The organism is Pleurocapsa sp. PCC 7327, assembly GCF_000317025.1.
GTDB lineage: Bacteria > Cyanobacteriota > Cyanobacteriia > Cyanobacteriales > Microcystaceae > Hydrococcus.
Genome location: NC_019689.1, coordinates 3,860,825 through 3,876,531, shown reverse-complemented (window position 1 = coordinate 3,876,531; position 15,707 = coordinate 3,860,825). Strand labels below are relative to the sequence as shown.

At 44.4% G+C, this 15,707-nt stretch carries 15 protein-coding genes and 1 pseudogene; 6 read left to right on the top strand and 10 right to left on the bottom strand.

Features of this window, described 5'->3' with window-relative positions:
* Positions 1 to 225 precede the first annotated feature (225 nt).
* The 4 genes from PLE7327_RS17495 to PLE7327_RS17480 form a co-directional block, all read right to left on the bottom strand.
* Positions 226 to 1,197: a glycosyltransferase family 2 protein gene (locus tag PLE7327_RS17495; protein ID WP_015145130.1), complete on the bottom strand. Its 972-nt coding sequence runs from the start codon at positions 1,195 to 1,197 to the stop codon at positions 226 to 228.
* A gap of 114 nt (positions 1,198 to 1,311) precedes the next feature.
* Positions 1,312 to 2,799, bottom strand: a complete 1,488-nt coding sequence (locus PLE7327_RS17490) for a hypothetical protein (protein WP_015145129.1) — start codon at positions 2,797 to 2,799, stop codon at positions 1,312 to 1,314.
* Between the two features lie 120 nt (positions 2,800 to 2,919).
* On the bottom strand, positions 2,920 to 3,249 hold the full coding sequence (locus PLE7327_RS17485) for a cupin domain-containing protein (protein ID WP_015145128.1): 330 nt from the start codon (positions 3,247 to 3,249) through the stop codon (positions 2,920 to 2,922).
* Positions 3,250 to 3,273: 24 nt separating this feature from the next.
* Positions 3,274 to 4,326: a phosphotransferase gene (locus tag PLE7327_RS17480; RefSeq protein WP_144266219.1), complete on the bottom strand. Its 1,053-nt coding sequence runs from the start codon at positions 4,324 to 4,326 to the stop codon at positions 3,274 to 3,276.
* 353 nt (positions 4,327 to 4,679) lie between these two features.
* Here PLE7327_RS17480 and PLE7327_RS17475 point away from each other — a divergent pair, with 353 nt between their 5' ends.
* From PLE7327_RS17475 to PLE7327_RS24940, 3 genes are all read left to right on the top strand, one after another.
* The gene (locus PLE7327_RS17475; protein ID WP_015145126.1) at positions 4,680 to 6,191 is read left to right on the top strand and encodes an FAD-dependent oxidoreductase; all 1,512 of its coding nucleotides are present in this window, start codon (positions 4,680 to 4,682) and stop codon (positions 6,189 to 6,191) included.
* A 30-nt stretch (positions 6,192 to 6,221) separates the two neighbouring features.
* A complete protein-coding gene (locus PLE7327_RS17470; protein ID WP_015145125.1) occupies positions 6,222 to 6,623 on the top strand; it encodes a hypothetical protein in 402 nt (133 codons plus the stop codon).
* Between the two features lie 71 nt (positions 6,624 to 6,694).
* Positions 6,695 to 6,865, top strand: a complete 171-nt coding sequence (locus tag PLE7327_RS24940) for a hypothetical protein (RefSeq protein ID WP_015145124.1) — start codon at positions 6,695 to 6,697, stop codon at positions 6,863 to 6,865.
* Positions 6,866 to 7,220: 355 nt separating this feature from the next.
* On the opposite strand, the gene PLE7327_RS22815 is transcribed toward PLE7327_RS24940, so the two are convergent.
* The 5 genes and pseudogenes from PLE7327_RS22815 to PLE7327_RS17445 form a co-directional block, all read right to left on the bottom strand.
* Positions 7,221 to 8,222 carry a hypothetical protein gene (locus tag PLE7327_RS22815; protein ID WP_015145123.1) on the bottom strand — a complete coding sequence of 334 codons (1,002 nt, stop codon included), beginning with the start codon at positions 8,220 to 8,222 and terminating at the stop codon, positions 7,221 to 7,223.
* Positions 8,223 to 8,334: 112 nt separating this feature from the next.
* Positions 8,335 to 8,538, bottom strand: a pseudogene (locus tag PLE7327_RS26705) (IS982 family transposase); the annotation flags it as partial.
* A 73-nt stretch (positions 8,539 to 8,611) separates the two neighbouring features.
* Positions 8,612 to 10,372, bottom strand: coding sequence for an FAD-dependent oxidoreductase (locus tag PLE7327_RS17455; RefSeq protein WP_015145121.1), 1,761 nt, complete (start codon positions 10,370 to 10,372; stop codon positions 8,612 to 8,614).
* 9 nt (positions 10,373 to 10,381) lie between these two features.
* Positions 10,382 to 11,665, bottom strand: coding sequence for a TldD/PmbA family protein (locus tag PLE7327_RS17450; RefSeq protein WP_015145120.1), 1,284 nt, complete (start codon positions 11,663 to 11,665; stop codon positions 10,382 to 10,384).
* Positions 11,666 to 11,739: 74 nt separating this feature from the next.
* Entirely contained in the window at positions 11,740 to 12,243 is a 504-nt protein-coding gene (locus tag PLE7327_RS17445) for an SPOR domain-containing protein (RefSeq protein ID WP_015145119.1), read from the bottom strand.
* 170 nt (positions 12,244 to 12,413) lie between these two features.
* On the opposite strand from PLE7327_RS17445, the gene mnmA reads away from it, so the two are divergent.
* The gene (gene mnmA, locus PLE7327_RS17440; RefSeq protein ID WP_015145118.1) at positions 12,414 to 13,466 is read left to right on the top strand and encodes a tRNA 2-thiouridine(34) synthase MnmA; all 1,053 of its coding nucleotides are present in this window, start codon (positions 12,414 to 12,416) and stop codon (positions 13,464 to 13,466) included.
* A gap of 39 nt (positions 13,467 to 13,505) precedes the next feature.
* Positions 13,506 to 13,628, top strand: coding sequence for a hypothetical protein (locus PLE7327_RS26185; RefSeq protein WP_015145117.1), 123 nt, complete (start codon positions 13,506 to 13,508; stop codon positions 13,626 to 13,628).
* A 244-nt stretch (positions 13,629 to 13,872) separates the two neighbouring features.
* Here the strand turns inward: PLE7327_RS26185 and PLE7327_RS17435 are convergent, their stop codons facing one another.
* The gene (locus PLE7327_RS17435) at positions 13,873 to 15,312 is read right to left on the bottom strand and encodes a GTP-binding protein (RefSeq protein WP_015145116.1); all 1,440 of its coding nucleotides are present in this window, start codon (positions 15,310 to 15,312) and stop codon (positions 13,873 to 13,875) included.
* Positions 15,313 to 15,388: 76 nt separating this feature from the next.
* On the opposite strand from PLE7327_RS17435, the gene PLE7327_RS17430 reads away from it, so the two are divergent.
* Positions 15,389 to 15,652 carry a DUF3146 family protein gene (locus tag PLE7327_RS17430; RefSeq protein ID WP_015145115.1) on the top strand — a complete coding sequence of 88 codons (264 nt, stop codon included), beginning with the start codon at positions 15,389 to 15,391 and terminating at the stop codon, positions 15,650 to 15,652.
* Positions 15,653 to 15,707: the final 55 nt, after the last annotated feature.

Here is a 15,707-nt window from a genome sequence, read left to right as displayed (position 1 = left end):
GATTATTAGGTATAATATCACAAATTCAAGAAAAAAGCGATCGCTTTTAAGAGGACATCTGAAAAGTATATTTTCTCATTCTGAGTGCAGTAGAATATAACGAAGAGCTATTTGCTATCGCTACGCTCAACATGACATTCTACACTTTTGGGACAACCTGTAACTAATTTCAACATATCGCATGTCTACCTAGAATTTTTACCGGCTAGCCCCAAGGGAAAAAGCCTAAAATCGCCGTTTGCTAGCTGCATGTATTTCCGAGCGACGCAACCTCAATTGAATATCTTCTAAAAGCTTTCGATTGACCGACATCAAATCGGCAACCAAACCAAACATCCACAACTGAAAGCCGATGAGAATCAGGATGGCAGCAAACACCAAACTGGGAACGCGGGGTTTTTCGGGGCTATCGCCAAAGATTCCTACATATAGCATCAACCAGCGCAAACAGAGAATAAAGCCCAAAGAGAAAGGCACGCTCCCCAGCGTCATAAAAAACTGAAGGGGGCGATAGGTCATAAAAATGCGAATAATCGTCACAATAGAGCGCTGGATGTAAGAGGGAATGCTTTTAACCAGGCGTGACGGTCGCAAATAATCATTAGTCCTAATCGGAACGGAAGTAATCGCCATTCCCTTCTGTCCTGCCTGAATAATCGTTTCCAAGGTATAGGTATATTCGTTAAAAACATTCATCTGGAGGGCGGCGTTGCGACTGATGGCGCGAAAACCGCTCGGCGCATCGGGAATATCGGTTTTACTGGCGATGCGAACCACCCAGCTTCCCAATTTTTGTAGGAATTTTTTGACAGGAGAAAAATGTTTAATATCTTGAATGGGTCGAGCGCCAACGACAATCTCTGCCGTCCCTGCTAAAATAGGCTCGATCAGTTTCGGAATATCGTCGGCACAGTACTGATTGTCGGCATCGGTATTGACAATGATATCTGCCCCTTTTAGTAAACAGGCTTCTATTCCTGCCATAAAAGCTTTGGCAAGACCTTGGTTGTGGTCGAAGTCCACGATATGATCGACACCGCAGGCTTTCGCGACTTCTACGGTGCGATCGAGGCTACCATCGTTGATAATCAGCCATTCTACCTCATCAATGCCGGGAATTTGACGGGGAAGTTGAGAAAGGGTCAATCCTAGCGTTGCTTCTTCGTTGTAACAAGGAATTTGAATAATCAGTTTCATTTCAGTTGTTGGTTATTCGATTTTGGATGAAAGGATTTTCGATTTGGATTGGAGATTAGTTAGTGGTTAGTGGTTAGTTTTCTCCCTTGTCTCCCCACACTCGCCACACTTCTCCTACTCCCCCATCTCCCGCCAGCCTCGAACCAATAGCCAAATCCCCAGTCCGACTAGGATAATGGCAATGACAAACCCTACCCAAATAGGGATACCCACAGCGGGCAAAACCCACCACCAAACAGCAACGATTCTCAAAAGATCCGAACTTGCTAAATTGCCTCTTCCTGGGGGTTCGCCAACGTTGTGAATTACCTCAGCGACATTCGAGGTTAAGGCGGTGCCCAGTTGGCGGAAAGCAGCCCCCCAAGCGTTGAATAGCGGTGCATCTAGAGGATCTCCCCATAAAGCTATAGCTTTAGCAAAATCGCCGCGATCGCTTGCCTCGGCATAGTAGCGTTGATAATAGGAAACTAAGGTCGGAGCATTCCAAAACAACCCTAGTAAAGTCAAAGCAACAATCCAGTCCCACCATTTCTTTTCTAAAACGGCGACTAGCGCCAAGAGTGCGGGCAGGGCAGGAACGAGAAAGCGCGGTCCCCAATTCCAGCCTCTGAAGATCCAAAAGGAATGAAGTACTAAATAACCTAAAAAGATTCCTAATAGCAGAAGGGCTTCTAAAGGTTTCGTTCTAAAAGCTTTGCGAAATCCGTAAATTGCCAAAATCGTAGGCGGACAGTACCAAATCAATCCGCCGCCGGCCCCAGGGCTAAAAAGCATGCCGAGCAATCGTTCTGGCATTCCTAATAGTTGAATGCGATTGCTACTTTGACCGCTACCAAAAAAACTTTCAAAGCGCAAGTAATTGTATCCCATGTAAAGAAATACGCCCATCGCCGTCCCTACGAGAGGAGTAATAACGGTTCGCCAGGAATATTTTTTGCACAAAAAATAAAAAGACACCAGAGGTCCGATAACGATCCCGGCAGGTTTGGCTGTAATGGCTAAACCGGCTAGAATACTCGCCCCTGCCTGTTCTCGATAAGTTTTTCCTAAAGCTAGATAGATGCTGGCAGTCGTCAACAAAGCCAGTAGAGGTTCGGCAAAAAACTCGCGAGAGTAAACTAGAGCAGTCGTACCGAATGCGTAGCCTATAGCAGCCAGATAGGCACCTCTTTTTGAGCTTCCCAGTCGCAGGGCTAGCAAAGCTACTAAAGAGGTGGTAATAGCCGTCAGCAAAAGGGGCAGGACAAGGGCGCAGAGGGTAGCAGTGTAGCGCGTGGGGATGCCCAATATATTACCTACCACGATGCCGACGACAACAAAAGGAGTGGCTAGGATAGGTAGCAGAGGATATCGAATCGAGTAGTATTCACCGCCGCGCCCCAGTACTCCTATTTGCGGTCCGGTGCTGAAGTCTCCCTCAGTCACTATCGAGTAAGAAACCCAGAACATATCGTTGCCATCAATGCCCCAGATACCGGGTTTTAAAAAGGCTAAATAAATTAACACTACGCCAATTCCAAGGGCTAGAGAAATCTTGAATACCTGTTGGTTGCTGTCTGGGTCGTCTTGTTTGAGAGAGTAAATTTCATCTTTATCTGTCATGGAAATACTCTATCGAGGCTGTTATGGAAGCACTTCAGCTTTTTGAAAACCGAGCCTAACTCAATCAATATAGCCTATCAGTTAACCAACAGCTAATAACTCAAACCTACCCAGTTTCAATTATGTTTCTCTACTTAAATTTCCATGAATGGCTAGCCAAATACAGGGAGGATTGACCGTGGTATGTTCGACTCGATGTTTTTGATGGGCTTTGATAAAAAGATAATCTCCTGCTTCAAGCTGTATTCTAGAACCATCTTCATAGGAAAGTTCTGCTTCTCCCTGCAAAAGAATTACCCACTCATCTTTTTCTTGGTCGTACCATTGCCCTGGTGGGGTATTTTGTCCGGTAGAAATAATGCGTTCTATGAGCAGGTTATTAGCCGATAGTAAAGGCTCAAATAATTCTTTGTCGGGCAAGAATGAAAGTAAGTCAAAAATATTAGCCATAGGTATTGCTAATTGCTAGAGTGGCTAAAATAATTGCCAATCTTTGCAATTCAACTGCTTAAATCGTTCCAACCGTTGCGAGAAATAACTGTTATCCAACCTGCTATAGTCGTAAAATTTAGCATAATTGAGCGCGATCGCCCATGCCCAAATATATGCTGCTTGCGTTAAAGCTTGCAAACACTCAAGTTCTATATCGGTAATTTTCTCATAGGAAAGATAGCCATCGAGAAAAGCTTGCCTGATAGTGCGACTCAAACCCGTCTGTAACCCAACTTGCCAGAATTTAGCGATGTCAAAAACGCGCCATCCGTACCCGCATTGATCGAAATCGAAGAGTGTCATTTGATTATTGCGGGTAATATGAACGTTGCCGCTATGAGGATCGCCCCAACAGACCACCCAATAAGGCGATTTGGCTGGCAGACTGCTTAGTTGATATTTAATCAAAGCGATCGCTTCTAGTAAATATTTCAAATCTTGCTGTCTGCGGTGCAAGAATGGGGCAATAATTTGTAGCGAATCGTCGAGTAAATGTTTTAAATCTAGCGGTTGGCGGTAGGCAACCGTCTTAAATCCTTTAGTCGCTTGATGCAGCTTGGCAACGGTTTCTCCTAATAGAAAACTTTGAGTATGATTGAAATCTCCTAATGCAATTTCTCCTGGCGCATAATGGAATAAAGCTGCATAGCGTTTTCCTTCAGGGGCATCAATTTCAATTGATAAGTTTCCTTCTTTTGTCCTCAAAGGAGACGCTACGAGGATTTGGCGATCGCGTAAAAACTCCAGCAATTCTAGTTCAAAATCGATCTCGTTTTTCGATCGCCAATGATGGTGAGAAACCCTTAATATATAAGGCTTGGATAAGGTTTCTACTAAATAAACATCGCTCAATCCCCGCCGCCAAAATAGACAATTTTTGACAAGTTCAACATCATAGTATGAATAGACTAAAGACGCTAAAGCGCCAGGGGCAAGTATAGAACAGACAGTAGGAAAGGTACTATTCAGCTTCTTGGTTTTCGACTGCCTTTCAGGTATTAGTAACTCTAGAGATGATAATAAGTTCACGTGCATTTCTCCCCCGATGTTTAGTGTCTGCACCATTCAATAAAAGATTTTTTATAATTATTTACTAAGAAAAATAACTATTTATTAAATTTTGTAAATCTTTTGAAGAAAGGATCGTTTCTAGTACGGGTTTTGCTTTTGTCTTAATGCATAAGTTTTTGGCAATTTTGCATTAAAAAGCTTTTCAAATTAATTTAGAATACCCCAAGCAAAACTGTCGTATCTTTAGCTACAAACACAACTTTGACAGAATGATTTTGGAAAGTTGCGATCGCTTTTGTCAATCAATCTATCTGTCTAGGCTTCACGCAACTTTACGATCGTGGCATGCTAGGACAAGAAACTTAGTAGGTACAAGGATGTCAGAAACATCGCCACTAAAACGAGTCGTTGTCGTCGGTGCGGGTTGGGCAGGATTGGGGGCAACCTATCACCTTGCCAAACAGGGTTATGATGTTACTCTCCTAGAAGCCGCACCCTATCCAGGCGGATTAGTCGCCGGATGGAAAACCCCCGGCGGACGTTCTGTAGAAGGAGGAATTCACGGTTTTTGGTATCCCTATCAAAATATCTTCAGTCTCGTCAACGAATTAGGACTCAATCCTTTCACTCCCTTTACCCGTTCCTCTCAATATTCTCCGGCAGGATTGGAAGTTGAATCCCCTATCTTTCAAAACGAACTGAGATTGCCTACGCCTCTGGGAATTTTCCTTTATACTCGCTTCAAACGCTTACCTCTAATCGATAGACTCTCTGCCTTACCCTTTCTCTATGCCGTCATAGATTTCGATAATTCTGACGAAGCGTGGCAGCGCTATGACAAAGTAACTGCCAGGGAATTGTTTAAACAATTTGGCGTTTCTGCAAGGTTGTATAAAGACTCTTTTGAACCCATGTTATTGGTGGGTTTATTTACACCAGGGGAACAATGTAGCGCCGCTGCTGCCCTCGGAATGCTCTATTATTTTATATTGGCTCATCAACCCGATTTTGATGTTGTTTGGTGTCGGGGAACGGTAGGAGAAAAAATTTTTCAGCCATGGGTGGAGAAGATAGAAAAAGTAGGCGGAAAAGTCCTTACTAATAAACGAGTTGATGACGTTATTTTAGATGCAATGGGTAATGCTAAAGCCGTTGTTTGTGGAGAGGAAACTTTCGATGCAGATGCCGTAATTTTTGCCGTTAGCGTTAGTGGGATTAAAAAGATTGTCGCGGGTAGCAAGACATTAAATACTTCTCCAGAATTTCGTAATTTAATGAATTTGGGAGGAATTGATGTATTAGCCGTGCGGTTGTGGTTCGATCGCAAGATTAGCATTTCTCTGCCATCTAATGCTTGTTTTGGTTTCGATCCCACGACGGGATGGACATTTTTCGATCTCAATACTTTACAGGACGAATACAAAGACGAATCGGGTAGCGTAGTAGAAGCGGATTTTTATCACGCTAATCAATTATTGCCTATGACTGACGAAGAAATTGTAGCAAAAGTTCATCAAGATTTAGCCACTTGCGTTCCTGAATTTCGAGAGGCAAAAGTCGTAGATAGAAGTATTATTCGAGTTCGTCAAGGAGTGACTCATTTTGCCCCAGGTAGCTATCAATATCTCCTGAGAGCAAAAACTAGCATTCCTAACTTATTTATGAGTGGCGATTGGATTGTAACCAATCATGGTTCTTGGTCGCAAGAAAAAGCTTACGTGACGGGTTTGGAGGCGGCAAATCTCGTTATTGAACGCTTTGGCATAGGAGAAGCGGCAAAAATCATTCCAGTAGAAGCAGACGAACCCCATATTCAGATAGCGCGAACGATTAATAAAACAGTACGCGACATTGGTAAGAATCTTCTGCCGAATTTTTGGCTACCATAGTAAAGATGTTATAGGAGATGCGATTAGAAAATGTTTGGAAAACCGCAAAAAGAAAATAAACCCTCCGATCCTGCCGATTTGCTAGATACTATGATGTCATCTCAACTAGCGAAAACAGAAGAAAAAACGGAGGAGTTTGAGTTATTCGATCGCTCCAATCGAGAACCTACTCAAGAGAGTTCTGAACTTGTCAATACGGTGGAAAAAATTAGCAGAATTATCTCTCCCTATTTCATTGTTATTGTTGGATTGGTTTTATACGATAATAATTTCTTGATTGGAACGACTCTCATCGCGATCGGTATCCTATCTCTTTTAAAAGTTTCTTTACAAGATATTATAGATGTGATAGAAGATATCAAAAATATATTTGTCTCGACAGAAACTAATTTTAGTGGGACTTCTATGCGGAAATCCGACCATGATGGTTGAAGTACTCTTTAGCAGTTAACAGTTAAACGATAGTTTAAGACTGACTAAAAAGGGAGGAGAATTCTTTCGCTATGAGTCTTCAAGAAATTGTCAAACAGGCATTACAAGACGGTTATCTCACCCCAGCTCTCAAAGCCGAAGTCACGCGAGTGTGCGCTCCCGATACAGTCTTATCAGACTCCGAAGAGATTTACTTAGAGCAGCTATTGGGTGCGTTTTTGACAGGAGAAGTAGCAGGTTAAGTCGCTTCGCTTTAATTCGTAATTCGTAATTGATACCCCATAGATCGATCTAGTTACTCGAATATCGATGCTATGTTTTTCTTTGTTTTCCATAAATGAATTTAGTTGCTCGAAACCATGAATTTGCGCCAAGCCGTGATGATGGCGGCTACCGATTTGGATACTGCATAGATAACAATAGAAATGGCGATCGCAGTGGCAACGATTAAAGCTACCTCACTATTCTCTCTAGTCTCTCTAGCCAGACTTTATACGACTAACCGACGATTGCCATACCATTGACTCAAATCATGCTCAATTTCTTCAAGGATTGCGATCGCATCTATGATTGATGGGAATTCTTAGTGCCATTCAGTTATATTCCTACTAGTTCTGTAGATATTTCTCTCAACCATATGGCAATTTCTGCTGTTTGATCGAAGGAAACGTGGGAAGGTTCATCTTTCAACCAAGCACCACTTGGATCTTGAATGTTTAAAAGATAATCTACAATGCTTTTAGCCAAATCGATATATCGTGTTTCTCTAGTCAGATTAGCCATGACTGCTGAACCCCATGCTACCTTATGACTAAAATGAAATTCCCGAATGTTTTCGTGACAGCCGAGCGCAAAATCAAGATATTTTTTAGCACAATCTAGATAGCCATCTTCATTACTTGCCTGATAAAGCTTGCCTAAGAAGGCAATGGGGTATCCAATCATAAAATATGCTTGTAATGGTTTAACGGCACTAACTTGATAAAAGATTTCTTTCTCCTGAGCATAATTAGTTATAAGTTCGCCATTGTCATCTAGACGAAGATAAAAACCCGATTTTAGCTCTGGCTGCATCGAGATAAACTTCTTTAATAAATTCCCTGCGCTTTTAGCTCGATCGAGTTCGCCAAAATACAAAGCAGCTAATCCAAGATGAGCGGTTGTCAGGACATCTACAACATTATTTGATTTACCGTAAGGTTTATTAGTAGTAAATCCTCCATTCTTTTCATGGAAGAAGGATTTAAGGTACTGATATGCCTTCGTAGCAACATCAAAGCGTCCCATTTTTTGAGCCGCGATCGCAATCCAAGCATTTGTATATGCCCAATATTCCTCAAAGGCATCATTGGCGCTTTTCAAATCAGATGATGTCTTAAAATCGCCATCTAGCTGCAAAAATCTGGTTTTAATTGTCCTTAAAATGAGATTAGCTTCCTCGCTCAGACCAGATAGATAAAATAGGTAAGGAGATTTGTAATAACAAGCCAGATCGCCGATTTTAAGACCGTATGAACCATCAGACTGAATCTTTTGTGTTAGCCATGCTAATGCTCTATGAGAACTTTTCTGACATTTTTCTAGCCACTCTACATCCATTTGATGTACTCCTCGACAAAGAAGAAAGCTCAAAGCTGCACTATTTTTATTTCTAACGTACCTATCGCATATTGCTCTTTAAGATATGCGATAGCTATTTAACAACCCCTAGTACCTGGTATAGATAAAAATGCTGGAAATTTTGGAAATGATTTTGATGAAAACCAATTAAAATCGTCATTGTCTCGCTTAAACAGAGGTTTTTAGCCCTATGTCGCTGCTTTTCTCCATGATTTAACAGTTTCTGTCGCCATTTTGCTTCAAACTCTTGATAGAAATCATCTACATGACAAAATAAAGCGTCTAAACTAAACATAGGACAGGTTATCTGAATTGTTGGTACTTTCAGCTTACTACCCGTCCTTTTCCTTATCCGGAACTCAGGTTAGTTATATCCTTATTTTTTCTACGACCAACCATCCCCCAGAAAAATTACATTGTCCCAACAGAGAGACTAACTGACCATTCCTACAATTTTGTAATTGCAGATTCACTTCAGGGCGCGTAGTAATTAACGACCAGGTTTTCTTTCCTTGTTGGGTTGGCTCAGTTAAAGTAATGCTATATTGCTGATGCTGACGTGAATGAAAGACTCCCGTAAAACAACTACAATTTTGTACTTCAAAAACTATCTCTTGACAATGGCAATTTCCATCTAGCGGATAGTCTTCTGGATGGTCTAAATAATATTTTTGCCAGTAAAGCCAATCGCCATGTTCGGGTGGGAGATCGAACAGAGGAATAACAGCAGAGGGAGCAATAGAATCGGTTAATAATGCTTCTTGAAGGCTTCTAATTGGTATTTCTTGCGGCTGACAATCTAACTCGATACATAATGCCGCTGCCATACCCGCCGCTTGACCGATATTCATCACGACGGGTTGTAAGCGAGTGCAACCATTGGCGATGTGGGAAACCGAAATATTTTTTTCGCAAACCAGCAAGCCTTCTGTTGCAGTTGGTACTAGAGAACCATAGGGAATCGTAAAAGGCGTACCCGTCCAACGTCCGCCCCAGCGAATCGATTTAGGTTGCAATGGAAAGTTGATGCCGGGATAGTGATGATCGTTAGCATAATTACCAATTGCGATCGCGCTGACTTCTCCATTTTCTGTTCTCGGCAATGCTGCAACGCACCCGCCATTAACTGGTAAAATATCGCGTTCTGCGATCGTTACTTGTCCTCTAATTCTCCGACTTTCTCGATAGTAAGGATGGAGTGCGAAGGAATGATGTAATGATTTTTGCGGAAAAATATTTTGGGCTAGACCATAGCGTTGTCCCAATTCTGTTTGAATGAAATGGGCAAAGTTATAACTGTGCCAATACGCTTGTTGAAGAAACTCTTGTCGCGACGTTTCGGATTCAATTAATCGTCCCATCCTCTCTCCATAATCGTTACCACAGATGGGCCAATTAATCATAAATAATCCTCCAGGAAGCCGCCCATAATTTAAAAATTTTTCTCCTCCATAGTTACTCCAGGCACCCTGGAAGGAAGAGGGGAAGAGGGAGAAATGGGGGGAGGGAAAGAGAGAGGGAGAGTCTCCGTAATCTTTTAAAATGAATACCCAAGTAGGGGCTTGTACGGGATATTTATTAGTTAGTTCGTTAAAACAGGTAGGGGCACTAGGTTCGTTAAATTCGCTTTGTAACTCCCAACCCCAACGATGGGGAACTTCTGCTAAAGCGAGTAAATCTCCTAGTTCTGTGCCATCGATAGTAATTTTGGCTTTAATAATATAATCGGCAAATCTAACTCCTATAATGCGATCGCCCCGACGTATAACTTCTAGGGGAGTTTGCCCGCTAATCCAATGTAAATTCGGTAGCTGCTTGACCCAATCGGCAAAAATTTTCGCTCCCGTGCGAGGATCGTAGGCAAACAGACTAACCCAACTGTTATCTAATCCTCCTCTTTGTCTGTGCCTTAAAGCTTGCAAATAAGCCCCCCACAGCCCGGTTTGAAAGGCCGCTAATTCATTGCCATCGGGGGCACAAACGCCTGCTGCCGTCAGCATTCCGCCCAACCAAGCGAACTCGCTAACCAAAATAGTTTGAACGCCGCGACGGGCAGCTTGAATAGCGGCGGCAGTTCCGCCCGTTCCTGTGCCAACAACGAGAACATCAGTGCTGAGTTGAGCGATCATTCTTTTGAGTTATCCCACTACCGACAATCCTTGCACGATTAACGAAGGCGTATAGCAAGAACCATTCCAATCAATGTCGCCGCCTAAAGCAACTATTTTCTTTAATGCCGTGTAGACATTGCCCGCTACCATCGTATCTTTTACCCGCCCAACGATCTTGCCGCCTTCAACTCGATAGCCTAAATCGACATTGATCGAAAAATCGCCAGAAAGATCCGCACCGCCGCCCAACATTTGATCTACCAGTAATCCTTCATCTAATTGGGCGATTAACTCTTCTAGAGAACCTTTACCGGGTTCGATTAGCAAGTTAACTAAATCTGGTGTAGGATAGCGACCCAAACCAGGACGAAATCCATTTCCAGTACTTTGAGTGCCTAGCGCGCGCGCCGTGGTTCGGTCGGTGTAAAATTGTTCGACTCGTCCCTGGGAAATCAAAGAAAGGGTTTGGGTTGGCGTTCCCTCGTCATCGAAGGGACAGCTATAGGGTTCCTTATCCGGTTGTTGAGAAAGCGTTAGCATCTCGGATGCGACGAGTTCGCCGAGTTTGTCACTCCAGGGCGAAGATTTTTCTAGAACTGATTTGCCATTTAACGCTGCCGCTGCCGTACCCCATAACATCGTTGCCGCGTTAGCAGTAAATAAAATGGGGATGCGCCCTGTTGGAGGGGGAGCATTGGTTTGTGCCCATTGCAAGCGCTGTAGTATCTGCTTGACCACTTTGTCGGGATTGAGAGAACCTCTCGTGTATTCCCCGTCGTAAATGCCTAAAAAATCTTCTCCTCTAACCCATTCCACGCCGAGAAAATAACTGACCGAGGTATCGGTGTATTCGCAGTGGAGTCCTTGAGAGTTGAGTAAAATCGTCGTTTCTCGTTCGCTTTCTAACTCCGCAGTGCAAATTAAATCCGGGTAAGCATCTCGCAGTTGCGCGATCGCATTCTTGCCGATTTCGACTAATTTTTCTACAGCTACCTCTTCGCCGACGTTTGGATAGATAGCCATCCTAGCTTCGGCTAATTCGATGGTTTCTGGCGGATTGAGGCGCGAAAGCGCGATCGCTCTTTCTACTAAGACTTCTGGATCTACTTCGCCATAAGCCACGGCTAACCCCGGACATCCCTCTCGCCACAATCTAAGTGCCGTTCCTTCCGATTGAGAACTTTCTAACTGTTTGAGTCGATTGGCTTCAAAAAAGACAGGTCGAGACAAGGCGCGAGAATGATAGACTTCTGCGTGGCTAGCCCCTGCTTTTAGCGCTAAATCGATCGGTTTTTGCAGGTCAATGGTCATCGATAGTGCAATCCGAACCCATCCAGAATGTTACTTATACCCATCATAGGTTCTCGATTGTCCGATCGAGAAATTTATCTCGATCGCGTCTCGCGATCGACTGCCCCGGCATGATTTTTCACTCGAATAACTCGCGCTGATAAGCCTTGCGTTTTTAGTTGGTGGAGGCGCCGTTCTGCTTGCGATCGCGTCCGAAATAGACCGACTTGAATCACCGTCTCTCCCCGACGCACGAATGCCGTCGGTTCTATCTTTCGCACCCGCGCTAGCATGGCTTCGCTTCTTGCTAAAACTTCTACGCGATAGAGTTCCGCTGCTGTAGGGGAATAAGGAGGCAAAGAATGGCTAGGAATGGGATTGGGAGATGTTTGGGGTGCCCGAAACCTGTATTCTCGAACTACCGAAGCATTATTATCGGACGAAGTTGGAGAATTGGGAACCTCGCGAACGGGAGGGGGCGGCGGCAGGCTTTCCAAGACGGGTGGCGGATTTTGCGCAATTGCAACAGCAGCATAGAAAAATCCCAAACCGCCTTCGAGTCCCAGTAAAATAAGAAATCCACTGGTTTGCAATTTCATCTCAGTTTTCCTCACACCTTTGATTCTCACTCAAGAAGGCTTTTTTGCCTACCTTCTTCTGGGTCAAGTTCTTTCCCCGACTGGAAAAGAGCTTAACTCGATACCCTGAATTTTAATACTGATAATGTTAGCCTAGAAAAAGCAGAAATAAGTCTTTAATTTTAACAGGTATGAACAGAGTCGTCGTCGGCTTGTCGGGTGGAGTTGATAGTTCGGTTGCTGCTGCCACCCTCCATCATCAAGGATATGAAGTTGTCGGTCTTACCCTTTGGCTGATGAAGGGTAAAGGACAATGCTGTTCTGAAGGAATGGTGGATGCGGCGATGGTGTGCGAACAATTGGGAATTCCCCACCACATCGTCGATAGCCGAGACGTTTTTCAGGCAAATATTATCGATTATCTGGTGTCCGGTTATGAAGACGGGATTACCCCTCTGCCTTGTTCTCAGTGCAACAGGACGGTGAAATTCTCGCCGATGTTGAAATACGCCAGGGAACAATTAGACTGCGATCGCATTGCCACTGGACACTATGCTCGCATTCGTTATGATGAGACGAGCCAGCGCTATCAATTGTTGCGAGCCGTCGATCGCAATAAAGATCAATCTTACTTTTTATACGACCTAACGCAAGATTTGTTGGCAGCGTCAGTGTTTCCGTTGGGGCATCAAACCAAGGAAGAAACCCGTCGCATTGCCGCTCAATTGGGTCTCAAAACTGCCCAAAAGCCAGACAGCCAGGATTTGTGCTTAATCGAAGCACACGGTTCTATGCAGGCGTTTTTGGATAAGTATATTAACCAAAAAGAAGGCGAGATCGTCGATCTAGACGGAAAAGTTTTGGGAAAGCACAGCGGTATCCATCATTACACCATCGGTCAGCGCAAAGGTCTGGGGATTGCGGCAGCCGAACCGCTGTATGTCGTGAAACTAGATCCGGTTATGAATCGGGTTGTGGTCGGCAATCGCGACAGCGCCGGACGTTCGGAATGCGTGGTAGGGCGCATGAATTGGGTTTCTATCCCCGAACCTACTACCCCGATTCGCACTGAGGTACAAGTTCGCTACCGTTCATCTCCTGCCCCAGTCAACGTGATTCCCCTCGGAGAATCGCGCGTCAAGCTGGCTTTCGACGAACCCCAGTTTGGCATTACGCCAGGGCAAGCGGCTGTTTTCTACGACGGAGATGTTTTACTTGGCGGCGGGATTATTGAAAAATCGTAGTTTTCTTAACTCCGATATGGGCGGAATAGTCTTTTGTCAATGGTCATTAGTCATTGGGATTGGGAAAGAGAGGGAAGTGTAGGAGGTGTAGGAAAAGTTTGTCCCCTCATCCCTAAATCCCTTCTCCCACAAGGAGCGAAGGGACTTCAGGCAAAAGCCTGAAGTTGAAAGCTCCTCTCCCGCTCGGGGAGAGGGGTTGGGGTGAGGGCGATTTGAGTTTTGTCACTCAACTAGCTCCTACACCTCCTCATCCCCCACACTCCCGTTTCCCCCTTCCCCTTGTCCCTCAAAGAATTCGTCAATTCCAGCGGCGTGCGGCGACTGCCCAGACGCAGATTTTGAAAGGTACTTCTAATGGGCGTTTTAGAGAGCTATCTGTCGCCAACATTTTTTAAACCGATATAAGTTAACGCCGAGTCAGTTTTGCGCTCAATTCCCATTTAATTCGATTGAGAATCGAAGCTTCATCGAGCGAGTTAAGAATGCTTTTTACCACGGCTTTTGGTCCGTCGGGTTCCCAAGATGCGCCGTTGGCGAGATAAGTCTTCGTCACTTGTCCGATCGCGTAACACGCCACGCCAGCAACGCCAGCTTGCGTAATGGCAACGGATAAATACGGTGCTAGCGACGCTCCGCCAGTAGCGGGTGCCGTTATCCCTAACAATCCTTTTAGCGAACTCAATCCTAAAGCAGCTAAGAATTCGCTAGCGCTGATTCCTCCCATGCTAAGTCCGATCCTCTTTAATAAGGCGATCGCGCCTTGTTGCGTCATGGGGAGGCCATAGAGACGAGATAGGGCGATAATCATTGCCACGTCGATAACAGCACCCGTCAGAAGGTCAAGGACGGTAACGGGATTCAAAGCGATCGCGACGGCTTTTGTCATCATTGCTTTGTGAATTAACTGATTCGCTGCTCCCTCCCGAATTTCCATTTTGCGCTGAACTACTCGTTCGTTGACCTCATCGGCATAGAGCATGCTATTGAGAGCAACCAAAGACTTCCCTTCGCGGTGCAAAATTTCGAGAATTTTTAATTTCAGTTCTTCGATTTGAGGTTTTCCGCGACGGCGCTGCATCTTCAGCTTGCCATGTTTGTCTCGCACTGCCTCTGCTACCAATGGCGAAGCAGCTACCATGACAATTTCGTTAGGAGAAAGTAACTGCTTTACCCGTTCGTCGCGAATTTTGCGGTAAATTGCCAAGCGATCGGCTTCGGGATACTGGTCGATTTTATTGAAGATCAGTATCATCGGTTTTCCGACTTCTCGCAACTGAGAAAGCGCCTCAAATTCGACCTTGGTGATATCGCCAGAAACGACGAATAAAATTAGGTCTACCTGCTTGGCAATTCGACGCGCCATGATTTCACGGGTTTCTCCATTGACTTCATCGAGTCCAGGAGTATCGATGAGCTGAATTTGGGAATTGCCCAAACCCGGTAAAGCAAGACGCTGGATTTCAGATAGATTGTCGCCGAGACTTTCCTGGGTAAGTTGCCAATTCGCACTCTCTATCGTGCGAGTTACTCCGTGTAGCGGACCTGCTTGAAAGATATCTTGTCCTAGAAGTGCATTGAGAACCGAAGATTTTCCCCGTCCTACAATGCCAAAAGCAGCAATCTGTACGACAGAAGCTTCCAGCTTTTCTAGCATATCGGCAAGGCGATCGATCTCTGTCTCTAAGCCGATTTTTTCTTGAGCCGTTAGATCGATTTTGTTAACTAAGTCTCTTAGAGAACTTTGAGCTTGTTTATAGTTGAGTTCCTCCTGAATGGCTTCAAAGCTCAGAATGGCACTATCCAAATCTTCTGAATTCCAATTTGTATCGAAAGATAGATTAGACATCAGTTATTAGCGAACTGACAATTGGGAACTGATTTGTTATTTTAATCTTTTGAAGCAGTCAAGTAGTCAGACATCCGTGAGTTCTAGAAATTTGCCAGAAACTATTGCCTACGTTCGCATTACTAACCAGTCCTGGCAACAGGGTAAGCTCGAAGGAGAAGTCAGAGCAGCCGCCTATGAGTGGCAGTTTCAATGGAATTTTCGGCGGGGACATTTATCAATACAACCGTCGTTAGGGCGTGCCTTAATCGTTGAACCTCTGGGACGTTTTTTAGAACGCTGGGATTATCAATTAGAACCAGGGGGAGATTATGAGTTTACGGTACGCGCGGAGCTTTAGTTAGAGAGAGAAAGACTTGGGGAACAGGGAGTGTGGGAAGGGTGGGGAGACTCCG